This is a genomic window from Campylobacter sp. CNRCH_2015_1657, from assembly GCF_025772685.1.
Classification (GTDB): domain Bacteria; phylum Campylobacterota; class Campylobacteria; order Campylobacterales; family Campylobacteraceae; genus Campylobacter_D; species Campylobacter_D lari_D.
The window spans coordinates 109,222-123,969 of sequence record NZ_JAKMSO010000001.1 but is presented as its reverse complement, the minus strand read 5'-3'; the positions used below and the strand labels follow the sequence as shown (position 1 = coordinate 123,969).

Sequence of the window (14,748 nt, the reverse complement as noted above, 5' to 3'; positions counted from 1 at the left end):
TTTTTGAGAACAAGCAATTGAAGTATTTATCTCTCTTAAATAAGCCTCTAAACCATCTATTGTGTTATTAAGATTATCAGCAATTTCTTTTAATTTTTTATTAGTACATTTAATATATACAATTCTTGAATCAAAATTACCATTTTTTAACTCTCTACTAAGATGTAAAATCTTATCACTAAATTGTTCTTCTTTTTTTAAAATAAACAATCCATATATAAATAAACAAAACAAAACTAAAAAGAAACCTAAAGAAATAAACTCTGCATAAAGCAAAGAATTAATACAGGCTACTATGCTTAAAACTATACCAAGAAACAAAATATTTTTCATAAGAAATCCTTTTTTTATTTTTGAATTTTCATCATTAGTTCATTATAGGTTACCCCATAAGATTTTACTATTGCTTTTAACTCCTCTATTCCAGATTTAATACCACCATCTTTTTCTTTCAACAAAAGAACTTTATAAATTTCTTCCATTGTTTTGATAGCATCAACATTAGGTTTTCTTCTAACTGAATAATAATTTAAAATGTTTCCATTTTCATCACATGAAGCAGTTACATTAGCAAAAACCCAATAATAATCGTTATATTTTGTTTTATTTTTTACAAAAGCAAAAATTTCTTTTTTAAGCTGAATGTTATCCCATAAATATTTAAAAACCGTTCTTGGCATATCAGGATGACGCATAATACTGTGAGGTTTGTATAAAATTTCATCAATTTTATAATCAGAATATCTCAAAAAATCCTCATTTGCATAAATAATCTCACCTTTTAAATTAGTTTTTGATGTTATTAAAACATCCGAGGTTAGAATTTTTTCTGAAGACATAACACAATCTCCTTAGTTTAAAATTAAAAAGAGAGTGATTATATCTTAATACAAAATAATAATTTATAAACAAAATTTATCAAATTCATCTTTGAAGCTCTAAAATTAATTGATTATAACTCATACCATAAGAATTAACTATCTTAACAAGTTCATCCACTCCGGCTTTTATACCATCTTTTTCTTCTATTTCTAAAAGAATTTTATAAACTTGCTCTATGGTTGATATTGCCTCTCTTTTAGGTTTTCTTCTAACTGAATAATAATTTATAATATTTCCTTGTTCATCAAAAGAAGCTGTAACATTAGTAAAAACCCAATAATAATCATTTTGTTTGGTTTTATTTTTAACAAAAGCAAAAATTTCTTTTCCATCTTGTATATAATCCCATAAACATTTAAAAACAGTTTTTGGCATATCAGGATGACGCACAATATTGTGAGGTTTATATAAAATTTCCTCCATTTTATAACCCGCATATTTTAAAAAATCATCATTAGCATAAATAATATCCCCTTTTAAATCTGTTTTAGAGGTTATTAATGTATCTGGTTCTAAAATTTTTTCTTGCGACATTTTTTTCCTTATAATTTATTTACAAAATATTATATTTCATTTATCATAAAATTTCATTGAAATTAAAACCTTTGTCATAAAGTATCTTTCTGACTAATTCTTGATGTTCTTTTCCTTTTGTTTCTAAAGTAATTGAAATCATCGCATCACCATACTCTAGCTTAGTGGAAAATCTATCATAATCAATTTTAACTATATTAGCTTGAGCTTCTTTTATAGCATCACTCAAAGTACTCAAAGCTCCTGGTTTATCAACCAAAGTAACATTGATAAGCATTTTTCTAAAAGCTTTAAACAAACCTTTTTCTATGATAATATTTAACATTTGTACATCAATATTTCCACCGCTTAAAATCACGCCTATTTTTTTATGATTTTTTAAATCTATTTTTTTATGTAAAAGTGCAGCAACTGCTGATGCTCCAGCACCTTCAACTGTGATTTTATGTTTTTCAAGTAAATACAACACCGCATTAGCTATTTCTTCATCATCAACTTGAATAAAATCATCAACACATTCAAGAATAATATCAAAATTAATTTTATTTACATCACGCACTGCAATACCATCAGCTATGGTTCTCACAGCCTTTGAATTGATTATTTTTTTACTTTTAAAACTCTCATACATAGCAGGAGCTCCTTTAGCACTTACTCCAATAACTTTTATATTAGGATTAATCTGCTTAGCAGCACTCGCCACTCCACTAATCAAACCTCCACCACCAACTGGAGCTAAAATCATATCTAAATCACTTATTTCATCAAGCATTTCAAGCATTAAAGTACCCTGTCCTGCTATAATACTTTCATTTTCAAAAGGATGAATAAAATTTAAATGATGTTCTTTAGCATAATTTAACGCATAAGCATAAGCCTCATCAAAATTATCTCCTTTTAAAATCACTTTTGCACCTAAATTTTTAGTCGCACTTACTTTTAGCAAAGGTGTGGCTTCAGGCATAACAATCACAGCTTCTATCCCAAATTTTTTAGCACTAATCGCAACTCCTTGTGCATGATTTCCAGCGCTTGCAGCTATTACACCTGCTTGCTTTTGTTCTTTACTTAAATTAGCAATAGCATTATAAGCACCTCTGATTTTATAAGCACCTGTTTTTTGCAAATTTTCACATTTTAGAAAAACATCAGTATCTAAAAACTCACTTAAAAAAGAAGAGTGCACCAAAGGGGTTTTTAATACAAAATCTGCAATTTTTTGCTTTGCTTGATAAATTTTATTTAACTCAATCATGATTTACCTTTTTTATCTAATTCTATTTTGATACAACGATCTTGAACACAATTTATACCAAATTTTTTACATTTTTGCATTATTTCATCGTTAATAATACCAAGTTGCATCCAAAAATTTTTAACATTTTTAGCTAAAAGATCTTCAAAAATTTCATTTGCGTAACTTGCTTTTCTAAACATTACAACCGTGTCAATTTCAAAAGGAATTTCCCTTAAATTTCTATAAACTTTCTCGTTTAAAATAAAATCTTCTTTAGGATAGATAGGATAAATTGTATAAGATAAATCTTGTAGATATTTGCTTACAAAATACGAAGGTTTTTCTTGATTAGGACTAAGTCCTATAATGGCGATATTTTTCATAGAACTTAGTATTTTATGAGTATCACACAATGCTTTTTCCTTATTTTTAAAAAAGCATTGTATCTAAAATAAAATTAACAAAAAGTTTTTTTAACTATTAATAAATAATATAAAACAAGAGCAAACAAAACAAGTACAGCACAAAGTGCATAGACATTAGCAAAACCTATACTTGGTTCAACAATACCCAACAAATAAGGACTAACTCCTATGCCAAAATCCAAAGATAGAAAAAAAGTAGAATTAGCTAACCCCATTTTTTCTTTAGGAGCTAGTTTGATAGCCAAAGCTTGCGCACTTGAAGTAGCATTTGCATAACCTAGTGCACAAAATATACCGGCGATAATAATCATATAAAAATTCTTTGCAAACGCAAGTAAAAGTAAACACAATATAAAACTAAATAATGAAAAAATTATTACAATATTAGCTCCATGTTTATCAAATACCTTTCCAGCAAGAGGTCTAAAAACTATAGAAAATCCAGCATATATTACAAAAAACATAGATCCAGCAAAGCTTAAATTTAAACTTTGAGTATAAGCACTCATATAAGCTATAATAGCTCCAAAAGGACATGCGATCAAAAAAGTAATCAAAGCCAAATTTAAAACTGATTTTTCAAAGTAATTATAAATACTAAATTTTCTTTTTACATGATAATGTTTTTTAAATCTTCTTACTTTTAAAAAAATTGATAAAACCAATGCAAAGATAATACTCACACTTGCAATTAAAAAGCTTAGCTGAAATAAGTTGATAGAGTCAAGCTTTATGGCCAAAAAAGGGCCTAAAGCTGAAGTTAAAACAACACTCGTAGCATAATACCCTATACCAATTCCTCTTTTATTACTAGGTATTATTCTAGCAATAGCTGCCCCACAAGCACAAGAACAAATTCCATAGCAAACTCCAGCTAAAAAGCGTATCAATACCAAAAAATACACATTATAAAATTTCAAATACATTAAATTAATAAAAAGATAAAATAAAAGTGAAAATATAATCACTTTTTTTATATTAATACCATCAATAATAGAACCAAAATAAAGTCTAGAAAGCAAAGCACCTATAACAAAAGCACCCATTATAAGTCCTGCGGTGCTAGTTTGAAGATTTAAAACACCCAAAACATAATCTGTACTAGAAATAGTACTCATATAAAAAACAAGACAAATAACAAAATTTATCCCAAAAATACAGAAAAAATTTATATTAAATAAATTATATTTCTTACTAAGACCCATGAAAAAACCTTTCTTAAATTTTTTCATTGATATAATCAAGTAATTTTAAAAGCACTTCTTGATCTTGTTCATCTAATATATCTAAGATTTCTTTTTCATATTTTCTTATACAAACATTTGCATCAAAAAAAATTTCTTTACCCTTGGCACTTAAAGTAATGATCTTTTCTCTTTTATCATCAGCTTTTAAAAACTCTATATATTCAAGTTTTGCTAGTTTGGAAACAACTCTAGAAAGTATAGCTTTATCCATTTGATAAAATTCACATATTGGAGCTAAAGTGCTATTTTGATGATGGCTTAAATAAACAAAAACTCTCCAATCACTTGATTTCAATCCAAATGGCTTTAAAATTTCATTGACTTTATAGAGTATTTTTCTATTTGTATAAGTAATTTTTTGAAAAAATATGAGAAATCCTTTGTAAAAATTAATTGATTAAATCAACTATTTTAATAGTAACAAAGATTACATAAATTCTAACTTATATAAGTTTTTTCCTTAAATACATTCTGCATTTAAGATAAAAAATATCAAAAAAATTAAAGCTTGTAACTTTGTTATAATATTTTAAATTTACAAATATTTGTAGTATTGACAAACTCAATTTAGCTTAGATTAAACTATGACTTTAGAGACTTTATTTATACTAATAAAACTTGCATTATTATTTTATAATGCTTAATATAATTTAACATAAGTCAATAAATTTTACCACTAAGTATTATAAAATATTAAAAATTATCACAATAAAGGTTGTAATCATGATCGATATTTATCCTTATATACTAATAATACATTTATTTTGTGCTATATTTTTTATAGGATTTTTATTTACCGATGTATTCTTATTAAGAAAATTAAATTTGGATATAAAAAATACAATTAAAATAATGCCACCTATTGTATTGATTTTATTTCTTAGCGGTTTATATTTAGCTCATTTTCACTTAAATTCATTAAATTGGATATTTATTTGCAAAATATTCTTTGCTTTTTGTATTTTTATATTAATACTATTTTCTCTTTTTTATAAAATAATCTTAAAAAAACAAAATCCTTTTCATGCATATATTCATCCTATTGTATTTATTTTTACTATAATTATTGTAATATGTGCAAAATTAATGTTTTATATTGTTATTTGATTTTCAAATAAACACCACATTCAAGATGATTTGTGTTTGCAAATTGATCAAAAAATGCAAATTTGGATATTTTATGAGTTTTGCATAATTTCTCAAGGTTTTCTTTTAAAGTGATGGGATTGCACGATATATAAATGATATTTTCATAATTTTTAATAAGTTTAATCACGCTTAAATCAAGTCCTGCTCTTGGAGGATCAACTAAGACATGAGATATTTTAAAACCATCTAAATCTATGTCTTTTAAGCGATTAAATTCCCTTTCTTTTTTCAATGCTTGACTTAACTCTTCACTAGAAAGCCTTGTAAAAGTTATATTTTCAATAGAATTTAAAACGCAATTTTTTAAAGCAAACTCAATATTTTTCTTAGAAATTTCAGTTGCTAAAACTTTTTTAAAATTTCTTGCTAAAGCTATGGTAAAATTTCCATAACCACAATAAAGCTCTAATAAATCTTGCTTAAAATCACTCTCTACACAAGATACAACCCATTCGATCATCTTTTCATTAATAAAAGTATTGGGCTGGATAAAACAATCATTATTAAACTCATATAAAAATTCATTTGTATTGATGTTTAAAATTTGTCTTAAATTTTCTCCATTAAATACAAGTTTTTTACCCCTGCTTCTTGCTATGAGCTTAAGGTTTAATTTTTCTGCTAATTCTTGTAAATCTTGTGCAATTAGCTCTATATTTTTATGGAAAAGTAAAGTTATACTTAAATCTAATTTTGTAGCTAAAAACTCTACTCCAAAAAGCTTTTGTTTTAAATTTTCATTTAGATTATTTAATAAAATAGGCATATATTTTTGAATTTCTTCATCTGCTATATCAAATTTTTCAATAGGAATTTTTTTCTTATTTTCAAACATTGCATAAGAAATTTCCCCATTTTCATGATGATATATAGAAAATTCCGCCCTAGTTCTATAAGCTTTTAAAGGCGATTTAAAGCACTGAATTTCTCCATCATATAAAGAAGAAAACAATGCTTTGTTTAAAGCAATTTTTTCTTCAAAATACATTTACGCATCTACCTTTTTGCCAACCACAAAAAGTAAAACTATCATAGCTAAGATTCCAAAAACAAGTCCTAGCCATACATTAAGTCCTAATGCTACCGGTAAATAACCACAAAGTATACTAATAGCACAAACACTCAAAGCATAAGGCATTTGTGTACTAACATGAGCTAAAAGATCACACTTACTTCCCATAGACGAAAGTATAGTTGTATCGGAAATTGGCGAGCAATGATCTCCAAAAATAGCTCCTGTTAAAACCCCTGAAATATTAATAATCATATATTGGTGCAACTCTACTCCGCTTAATTCATTATGAACCCCAACAGCCATAGCTAAAGGAATAGCCAAAGGCATTAAAATACCCATAGTTCCATAACTAGTTCCCGTTGAAAAAGAAATAATAGAAGCAAAAATAAAAATTGCTGTAGGAAGCAAATAAAGAGGTGTTTTATCTGAAAATAAGTCAATTAAATATTTAGAAGTTCCCAAATCTTTAATCACAGAAGCTAATGACCACGCACAAAGTAAAATAATCACAGTCATAATCATAGTTCTCCAGCCATGAGTCCAAACCGCAATAGCTTCTTTTAAAGTAAATATTTTTCTATACATTCCCAAAATAATAGCTACTATAGTAGCTAAAAGTGCTGCTTGAAACAATACAACTGAAGCATCAGCTGCGCCAAAAGTCTCTCTAAAAGCAAATAAACTAAACGGTGCTGCATCAATTTGTGCTTTAACACTCACATCATCTAAGGCATTATAACCACTAAAATAAAAACCTATAAATGAAAACACAATCAAAACAGCCAAAGGTATAATAGCATTAGAAGCTTGCAATTTTACATGCTCTTTTGGCTCTAAGACCTTATCTTCTATATTATCAATTTGTTCATGACCATGAGAAAATTTACCTGCTCTAGCTCTAAGTTCAGCTTTTAACATAGGTCCAAATTCCCTACCTGTATAAATAGTCAAAACAACAAAAATCAACATAAAAAGATTATAAAATCTATAAGGTAAGGTTTGTACAAAGATTTCAAAAGCGTTAATTTCTTCTTTTACTACACCTAAATGTGCAAAAGTTGCATTATCAATTAGATCATATCCACTGCGAATTAAAGAAATTTCAAGTCCTATCCAAGTAGAAATGATAGCAAGACCGGTAATTGGTGCTGCAGTTGCATCCATTATAAAAGCAAGCTTTTCACGGCTTACTCTAAATTTATCTGTTACCGGACGCATGATAGGACCTACGATTAATGAATTGGCATAATCATCAAAGAAAATAAAAATTCCCATACACCAAGTAGCAAATTGTGAGCTTTTTGCTTGTTTAGCTTTAGTAGAAAGCCAAAGAGCTACTGCTTTTGTCCCCCCTGTTTTGGTAATAAGAGCTACAACACCACCTATAGTTAAAACTTGCAATAAAATTCCTGCATTACCCGGACTTGCCATGGCATTTACCACTTTGGAAATAAAGCCTGTAAAAGAAGCAATGATAGCATGGTAAATACTATTTTCAATAAGTCCTAACATAAAAGTACCACTTAATGCACCAATAAATAACGAAAGTACTACATCTTTAGTAACAAAAGCTAAAATAATAGCTATCACCGGTGGTAAAAGCGTCCAAGCTCCAAAAAGTTCTGCATTTGCTTGTGCATCAGCAAATAACAACAAAGGAGCTAATAATAAATAAAAAATTTTCATAATTATCCTTAAGTTTTTATATTTTTTCGCTAAAAGTTCCTGCCCATGTTTGAGTCACAGGCATAAGCTCTATTTCGTTAATATTAATATGCTCAGGTAAGCTAACGATAAAAGTAATAATTTTTGCTATATCTTCAGCTTTGATATATTTAGTATTTTCATAAACCTCATCAGCTTTTTTAATATCACCTTTAAATCTCACTTCACTAAATTCAGTTTTACAAAGCCCTGGAGCGATATTTGTTACTTTTATATTACTTCCACGCAAATCCGTTCTTAAAGCTTTGGAAAATTGTGCCACAAAAGCCTTGGTTCCACAATAAACATTACCTCCATAATAAGGCACATTAGCTGCAATTGAGCCAAGATTAATTATGTGGGCATTTTTTGCTTTTCTAAGTAAAGGTAAAGCAGCTCTTGCTACATATAAAAAGCCTTTGATATTAGTATCTACCATGGCTTCAATATCTTCAATATCCAAAGAATCAAATTCATTTAAACCTAAAGCAAGACCTGCGTTGTTAATAAGCAAAGAAATATTGCCAAAATCTTGAGGTAAATTTTCAATTGATGCAAAAACTGCTTGTTTATCTCTGACATCAAGTTCTATGGGATAAATTTTATCCCCATAAAGCTCTTGTAGTTTTTCTAATCTATCTTTGCGTCTTGCTATAGCTATAACTTTATAATCAAGTTCTATTAAAGCTTTTAAACTCTCTAGTCCAAAACCTGAACTTACTCCAGTTATTAAAGCAGTTTTCATGGTTGTGTCTCTTCATATAGCATCAAATTCTCATTTTCCTTTAAACCAAGTTTTTTTAGATATTTAATATTTTGTTCTTTTTTTGCAATTATGGCAAAATCAAGAGCGTTAAATCCCAAATCATCAATTTCTTTATAATTTGCTTTGTAATCTATAAGTAACTTAAGCATTTTTACATCTGCATAGTTTGCTCCATGCATAAAAATATTTTTAGAAGTATGCTCAAGTGCACATAAAGTAATGAAATATGGCGTATTACTTCCCATACTAGCAATAGAAAGTTTTTCATTATCGTTAATGTATTTTTGATTTACATTAGCTCCATTTTCTAATAAAACTTTTGCAACCTTATAATTGTTGTATTCAACTGCATAAAACAAAGGTGTTTTTCCAAAAGAATTTCTATAATCAATAATAGCCCCATTTTCTAATAAAAGCTTGACATTATCTGCACTATCTAATGCAAAAAACAAAGCAGACTCATAACCTTCATTTATTTTTACACCTAATTTTATAAACTCACTTATAATTTGACTTTCTCTATTGTTTAACAAAGCAGATTTAAAACCATTATTTAATTCTAAATTGCTAATTTTTTTAGAATAAATATATTCTTTTATTTGTTCTAAAGAGTTGTTTTTATTAGCCACAAATTTTTCAAAGTCCGAAATATCTTTAAAGATTTTAGTCTCACCAACTGCCCAATTTAAAAATTCATTCAAAGCATTACTAGCAAAGTAAATAGCACTTGCTTTATCTAGATTAAATTCGTTTTGAAAATATTTTGTTAAAGGATTAATCGCATTATTATACTCTTTCCAAAATTCCTTAAAGAGCTTAAAATTTCCTATACTTTGATAAGCCCAAAATCTAAAATAAGCTTTTAATTTTGCAAATTTTTCTTCAAGTATTATAGGATCTTGTAAAGTTTTTTGATAAACTTGCGGATCAAGCGCAATTTCTAATAATTTAAAATCAAATTTTCTCAAATCGCTAAAATATTCCCCTCCCATACAGGCACTATTACTTCCTCTAATTTCATTAGCAAGCTCATATAATCTTTTTGTAATTTGATTATTTTTTAAAGAAAAATCGCAATTTAAATCTACTTGAGCAAAATCTTGAGAAACTTGTGGTTTAAACTCTTTAAAAAAATCCATCTTATTTTCTTTGACATACCCGCAAGTGTAATCTAAAGCTAATGCATTTAAACTTATAATCAAACTAAATAATAAAATCCTCAAATATTTTCCTTTGATATAAATTAAATCACTATTTTAACTAAATTTTTGCTTTAATAACAATTAATTAATTTAAAATTCATACAATGATTATTTTAAAATGAGGAAAAAATGTATCAAAGTTTTTACAAAGCTAGTTTTGCTTATATTCTTTTGCAGAGTAATGAAAATAAACTTATCAATGTTGATTTTATAACATATAAGCCCAATTTTAGCAAAGATAAACACACTATTTTAGAACAAGCCTTAGAAGAGCTAGACCTTTATTTTAATAAAAAACTTTTTTTCTTTAATACACCCCTAGCTCTTCAGGGGAGCGAATTTGAGCAAAAAGTATATAAAGCTTTAATTAAAATTCCCTATGGACAAACTAAAACTTATCAAGAAATTGCTTCTTTTGTCAATCATCCAAAAGCTTTTAGAGCGGTAGGTAATGCAAATTCTAAAAACAAACTTGCAATTTTTATACCTTGTCATAGAGTGGTAGCTAAAAATCACTTAGGCGGATACAATGGTGGTTTATTTATCAAAGAAGCTTTACTTAAATTAGAAGGTGTGCTTTAAAATGCCAAGTTTATTACTAGCAAGTTTTATTTGGGCTTTTTCTTTTCCATTAATTGGGCATTTTATAACCTTAGAAATGGATAGTTTTTTTGCTGCATTTGCAAAAGTTTTTTTGTCTTTATCAGTATTTTTACCTTTTTTAAATTTTAAGCTGAATTTGCATTTAAAACTAAAACTCATAAGCATTGGAGCTTTACAACTTGGTGTGATGAATTTATTTTATTATCATTCTTTTTTATATTTAAGTGTAAGCGAAGTGGCACTTTTTACGATTTTTACACCTTTTTATGTTGTACTTTTTTATGGGCTTTTTTCAAAAAATCTTAGATATTTATATTTTATAAGTATTTTTATATGTATTGTAGGTGCTTTTGTAGTTAAATTTGATAATATTAACTCTAATTTTTTATATGGTTTTTTACTTATTCAAGGAGCTAATTTAGTATTTGGCGCTGGACAAAGTTTTTATAAAATTTTATTAGAAAAAAATACAAACTTAAATCAAAAAGAAGCTTTCGCTTATTTTTATTTAGGCGCAACCAGTATAACCTTACCTGCTTTTTTATTTTTTGGAGATTATAATAATTTACCATCCAATTTAAGTTCTTGGATAGCTTTGATTTATCTTGGGACTATTGCTTCAGGATTTGGATATTTTTTATGGAACAAAGGCTCTACTGAAGTAGATAGCGGGGTTTTAGCTTTGATGAATAATGCCATTATACCTATAAGTATTTTTATCAATATGAGTATTTTTGGAGTAGATGTAGAGCTACTACCTTTTTGCATAGGGACCTTGATCATTCTTTTTTCATTTTTTATACATAAAAAAATCATGCATTATTATAATAAGAAATCTTACTCAAATACAAACCACTAGCAGGAGCTAAAAATCTACAATGAGCTTTTTTGGCATTGATTTGATCTAAAAGCTCATTTTTGCTCATTTTTCCTTCTAATACTTTTAAAATACTTGCCATCATCATTCTAATTTGAGATCTTAAAAAACCATTTGCTTCAAAATAAAACACAGTGTAATTTTTATAAGCATAAACTCTAGTTTTATACATTTTTCTTATACTTGTTTTATTATCAGAGCCTTCTTTTTGAAAGAGTTTAAAATTATGCTCTCCTTCAAATAAAAAAGCAATTTCCTTGGCTAATTTAATATTTATTTTTGGATAAAAATACACATATGAGGCTAAAAAGGGATTATATTTTCCATGACTTATAATATAGCGATATGCTCTTTTTTGCACATCAAAACGCACTTGGAAATTTTCTTGCATTCTTTGGATATGCTTTATATGTATAAATGGGTGTGCAAAATGATTGATTTTATTTTTTAAATATACAAAATCTTTAAAATGTTCTCCCGCTTTTACGCAAGCGACTGCATTAAATGCATGCACACCTTTATCAGTTCTTGAAGCAAATAAAGGCTTTTCATAAATACCCAAATGCGACAAGGCCTGCGCTAAGGCATCTTGGACACTAAGCTTATGTAGTTGGGTGGCTGAACCTTGAAATTTAGAACCATCATAAGAAAAAGTTAATTTTAAAAGCATTAATACTTACTTGCAATTTTTGCTTTAAAATAAAACAAAGAAGTAATTAAAAAACTTGAAAAAATCACAGCAATAGCTACAAAAGGTGGATTATAAAAACTAATCAAAAGCGTAAAATAAGCAAAAATAATCACAAAAATTCCAAAATAAGCAAAACCTTTTTCATAACGATAAGTTACTATACCAAAAGAGAGTGCAAAAAGCACGCTAGCTAAAGGAAATAAAGCTATAAGAATATAAATAACAAATTCTTTTGCTTTTTCTTTATTGCTTGTTACATCAGACCAATACCCATAAAAACTTTGAGTATTTAATTCTTTAGAAGAAAGTTTACTTTTAATTAATAAATTTTTAAAACTAGAAATATGCCAATCTTCTTCTTTAATTTCATAAGCCTTTCCTTCATCTAGTTTAAAAGTAATAACCCCATCATTTGTTTCTAACTTTCCTTCTTTAGCTAAAATCACTTGTTCTTTATCTTGTGGGTTTTTCTTTGGATGATACATTATAATATTTTTATAAGTTTCATCAGAATTTTTAGCATCGATAAAAACAAGCCATTCTCCATATCTTTGTCCAAATTCCCCTGTTTTTATACTTACTTTAGCACTAATTTTTTTATAATCTACAAAATTATCAAAAAGTTCAAAAGATATAGGTATAAAAACCAAAACCACCACAAGCATAAAAGCACTTACTAAAGCTGCAATTTTTGCAAAAAAACTTGCTATCATACTTGGAGCTATACTCAAAGCAAACAACACCGTGCTTTCATTTTCCCTAGAAAGTCTATAAAATACCAAAGTCAAAGCAATGAAAAAAGATATAGGTAAAGTAAAAATTAATATCTTTGGTAAAAGAAAAATATATAATTTGATTAATTCAAAAAAAGTAATTTCAATATAAGCAGTAATTTTAGCAAGTTGTATAAAAAATATAATCGAAACAATAATAAATAAAGTAAAAAATAAAGACAACATTGTGCTTAAAAACTGATTAAGCAAATACTTATAAACTAGTTTCATAATATACTTTCTACACTTAGATTAATCAAAATTCCGCAAAATAAAAAAGGAATCATAGGCATTTGATAATCTTTCTTGGCTATTTTTATAAACATCAAAAGACTTAAAAAACTTGCAATAAATAAAATCAAAAAGCCTTTTTCATAGCCAAAAATTCCAAAAATCAAAGCTATTATTATAACATCACCTTCCCCTAAACTTTCTAAAATTTCATCTCTTTTTTTAAAATTTTTAATAAAATTAATCACACTTTTTAGTATGAAAATTAACCCCGCCCCAAAACACACTCGAAATAAAAAGCTATCTTGAAAATCCTCTAAATTTAAGCCATTTTGCAAAAAATCAAAACAAAAAGCTAAAATAAATAAAATCCAAAGCCAAAGCTCACTCACTGCTTTTAGATAATAATCCATCCAAGAAAGTGCTAAAAATATAGCTAGCATACAAGCAAAAATTAAAATTTGAAAAAAATCTTCGATTAAATAAAAAGTAAAGACAAACAAACACGCGCAAAGAAATTCATTAAAAGGATAAATCAAAGAAATTCTTTCTTTACAAAAAGCACATTTGCCTTTTAAAAATACAAAAGACAACAAAGGAAAAAGATGATAAAATTTCAAAGTTTTAAAACACTTAAGACATTTTGATCTTGGACTTATTATGCTTTCTTTATTAATCGTTCTTAAAATCAAAACATTGACAAAAGAACCCACACAAAGCCCTAGTAATAAAAATAAAAATATCATTTACCAAAGGTTCTTTTGCGTTTTTTAAACTCAGTAATGATATTTGCGATTTCTTTTTTAGTAAGTGCAGGAAATAAGGTTTGACTAAAATAAATTTCTGCATAACTTGACTGCCATAATAAAAAATTTGAAATTCTTTTAGCACTCCCTACCCTTAAAAACAAATCCACATCTTCACTTAAGTCAAGATTTGCTTGTATATTTGCTTCATTAATTTCAAGATTTTTTTCAATCACCTTTTTAACCGCTCTAACTATCTCATCCTTGCCTCCATAAGAAATAGCTAAATTTACGCATAATTTTGTGTAATTTTTAGTTTGTTCTTGAAAATTTTGTATTTTTTTTAAGGTTAATTCATCTAAAAGACTTAAATTTCCTATAGCTTTAAAACGCACTTCATTGGCTATAAATTTATTTAAAGATTCATCAAGATATTTATTTAATAGCTTAAAAAGAAACTCTACTTCTTCTTTTGGTCTTTGCCAATTTTCTGTACTAAAAGCATAAAGGGTTAGATTTTGAATTTTTTCATCTATACATACTTCTATGATTTTTTCAACAACTTTAGCACCTTGACTATAGCCAATTTTTTCTAAAAGTCCATTTTTTCTAGCCCATCTTCTATTGCCATCCATTACCACAGCAAGATGTTTTAATTCATTCATT

16 protein-coding genes are annotated in these 14,748 nt (G+C 27.2%); 2 read left to right on the top strand and 14 right to left on the bottom strand.

Annotated elements, in window-relative coordinates:
• Positions 1-347 precede the first annotated feature (347 nt).
• The 10 genes from L8X27_RS00640 to L8X27_RS00595 form a co-directional block, all read right to left on the bottom strand.
• The gene (locus L8X27_RS00640; protein ID WP_220567252.1) at positions 348-839 is read right to left on the bottom strand and encodes a PAS domain-containing protein; all 492 of its coding nucleotides are present in this window, start codon (positions 837-839) and stop codon (positions 348-350) included.
• An 85-nt stretch (positions 840-924) separates the two neighbouring features.
• Complete coding sequence (locus tag L8X27_RS00635; RefSeq protein ID WP_133318778.1) at positions 925-1,416, bottom strand: PAS domain-containing protein; 492 nt, start codon at positions 1,414-1,416, stop codon at positions 925-927.
• Between the two features lie 43 nt (positions 1,417-1,459).
• A complete protein-coding gene (ilvA, locus tag L8X27_RS00630; protein WP_220567254.1) occupies positions 1,460-2,671 on the bottom strand; it encodes a threonine ammonia-lyase in 1,212 nt (403 codons plus the stop codon).
• A complete protein-coding gene (locus L8X27_RS00625) occupies positions 2,668-3,036 on the bottom strand; it encodes a CoA-binding protein (RefSeq protein WP_263671416.1) in 369 nt (122 codons plus the stop codon). Before L8X27_RS00625 ends, ilvA begins: the two co-directional genes overlap by 4 nt.
• Positions 3,037-3,110: 74 nt before the next feature.
• The gene (locus L8X27_RS00620) at positions 3,111-4,283 is read right to left on the bottom strand and encodes an MFS transporter (RefSeq protein ID WP_263659077.1); all 1,173 of its coding nucleotides are present in this window, start codon (positions 4,281-4,283) and stop codon (positions 3,111-3,113) included.
• Between the two features lie 13 nt (positions 4,284-4,296).
• Positions 4,297-4,620 carry a MarR family winged helix-turn-helix transcriptional regulator gene (locus L8X27_RS00615; protein ID WP_133318774.1) on the bottom strand — a complete coding sequence of 108 codons (324 nt, stop codon included), beginning with the start codon at positions 4,618-4,620 and terminating at the stop codon, positions 4,297-4,299.
• Between the two features lie 804 nt (positions 4,621-5,424).
• The gene (trmA, locus tag L8X27_RS00610) at positions 5,425-6,462 is read right to left on the bottom strand and encodes a tRNA (uridine(54)-C5)-methyltransferase TrmA (RefSeq protein ID WP_263671302.1); all 1,038 of its coding nucleotides are present in this window, start codon (positions 6,460-6,462) and stop codon (positions 5,425-5,427) included.
• The gene (locus tag L8X27_RS00605) at positions 6,463-8,175 is read right to left on the bottom strand and encodes a Na+/H+ antiporter NhaC family protein (protein WP_263665210.1); all 1,713 of its coding nucleotides are present in this window, start codon (positions 8,173-8,175) and stop codon (positions 6,463-6,465) included. It lies immediately after the preceding gene.
• Between the two features lie 16 nt (positions 8,176-8,191).
• Positions 8,192-8,938, bottom strand: coding sequence for an SDR family NAD(P)-dependent oxidoreductase (locus tag L8X27_RS00600; RefSeq protein ID WP_133318770.1), 747 nt, complete (start codon positions 8,936-8,938; stop codon positions 8,192-8,194).
• On the bottom strand, positions 8,935-10,182 hold the full coding sequence (locus L8X27_RS00595; protein ID WP_133318769.1) for an ankyrin repeat domain-containing protein: 1,248 nt from the start codon (positions 10,180-10,182) through the stop codon (positions 8,935-8,937). Before L8X27_RS00595 ends, L8X27_RS00600 begins: the two co-directional genes overlap by 4 nt.
• Before the next feature lie 108 nt (positions 10,183-10,290).
• On the opposite strand from L8X27_RS00595, the gene L8X27_RS00590 reads away from it, so the two are divergent.
• Both L8X27_RS00590 and L8X27_RS00585 read left to right on the top strand, forming a co-directional pair.
• A complete protein-coding gene (locus L8X27_RS00590; protein WP_133318768.1) occupies positions 10,291-10,743 on the top strand; it encodes a methylated-DNA--[protein]-cysteine S-methyltransferase in 453 nt (150 codons plus the stop codon).
• Position 10,744: 1 nt separating this feature from the next.
• A complete protein-coding gene (locus L8X27_RS00585; protein WP_263671300.1) occupies positions 10,745-11,623 on the top strand; it encodes an EamA family transporter in 879 nt (292 codons plus the stop codon).
• Here L8X27_RS00585 and truA read toward each other — a convergent pair.
• The 4 genes from truA to uppS are packed head-to-tail and all read right to left on the bottom strand — an operon-like array spanning position 11,577 to position 14,747.
• Positions 11,577-12,311: a tRNA pseudouridine(38-40) synthase TruA gene (truA, locus tag L8X27_RS00580; protein ID WP_263671298.1), complete on the bottom strand. Its 735-nt coding sequence runs from the start codon at positions 12,309-12,311 to the stop codon at positions 11,577-11,579. The two genes, L8X27_RS00585 and truA, sit on opposite strands and share 47 nt — an antisense overlap.
• Complete coding sequence (locus L8X27_RS00575; protein WP_263671297.1) at positions 12,311-13,336, bottom strand: LptF/LptG family permease; 1,026 nt, start codon at positions 13,334-13,336, stop codon at positions 12,311-12,313. Before L8X27_RS00575 ends, truA begins: the two co-directional genes overlap by 1 nt.
• Positions 13,333-14,082, bottom strand: a complete 750-nt coding sequence (locus L8X27_RS00570) for a prepilin peptidase (RefSeq protein ID WP_263671295.1) — start codon at positions 14,080-14,082, stop codon at positions 13,333-13,335. The genes L8X27_RS00575 and L8X27_RS00570 overlap by 4 nt, the downstream gene beginning before the upstream one ends.
• Positions 14,079-14,747, bottom strand: a complete 669-nt coding sequence (gene uppS, locus L8X27_RS00565; protein WP_214125459.1) for a polyprenyl diphosphate synthase — start codon at positions 14,745-14,747, stop codon at positions 14,079-14,081. The genes L8X27_RS00570 and uppS overlap by 4 nt, the downstream gene beginning before the upstream one ends.
• Between the last annotated feature and the right edge of the window lies 1 nt (position 14,748).

Coding starts and splice junctions, on each gene's coding strand:
- L8X27_RS00605 (WP_263665210.1), bottom strand. CDS start 8,175: ATGAAAATTTTTTATTTATTATTAGCTCCTTTGTTGTTATTTGCTGAT.
- uppS (WP_214125459.1), bottom strand. CDS start 14,747: ATGAATGAATTAAAACATCTTGCTGTGGTAATGGATGGCAATAGAAGA.
- L8X27_RS00620 (WP_263659077.1), bottom strand. CDS start 4,283: ATGGGTCTTAGTAAGAAATATAATTTATTTAATATAAATTTTTTCTGT.
- L8X27_RS00635 (WP_133318778.1), bottom strand. CDS start 1,416: ATGTCGCAAGAAAAAATTTTAGAACCAGATACATTAATAACCTCTAAA.
- L8X27_RS00570 (WP_263671295.1), bottom strand. CDS start 14,082: ATGATATTTTTATTTTTATTACTAGGGCTTTGTGTGGGTTCTTTTGTC.
- L8X27_RS00600 (WP_133318770.1), bottom strand. CDS start 8,938: ATGAAAACTGCTTTAATAACTGGAGTAAGTTCAGGTTTTGGACTAGAG.
- trmA (WP_263671302.1), bottom strand. CDS start 6,462: ATGTATTTTGAAGAAAAAATTGCTTTAAACAAAGCATTGTTTTCTTCT.
- L8X27_RS00640 (WP_220567252.1), bottom strand. CDS start 839: ATGTCTTCAGAAAAAATTCTAACCTCGGATGTTTTAATAACATCAAAA.
- L8X27_RS00585 (WP_263671300.1), top strand. CDS start 10,745: ATGCCAAGTTTATTACTAGCAAGTTTTATTTGGGCTTTTTCTTTTCCA.
- L8X27_RS00575 (WP_263671297.1), bottom strand. CDS start 13,336: ATGAAACTAGTTTATAAGTATTTGCTTAATCAGTTTTTAAGCACAATG.
- L8X27_RS00625 (WP_263671416.1), bottom strand. CDS start 3,036: ATGAAAAATATCGCCATTATAGGACTTAGTCCTAATCAAGAAAAACCT.
- L8X27_RS00590 (WP_133318768.1), top strand. CDS start 10,291: ATGTATCAAAGTTTTTACAAAGCTAGTTTTGCTTATATTCTTTTGCAG.
- truA (WP_263671298.1), bottom strand. CDS start 12,311: ATGCTTTTAAAATTAACTTTTTCTTATGATGGTTCTAAATTTCAAGGT.
- ilvA (WP_220567254.1), bottom strand. CDS start 2,671: ATGATTGAGTTAAATAAAATTTATCAAGCAAAGCAAAAAATTGCAGAT.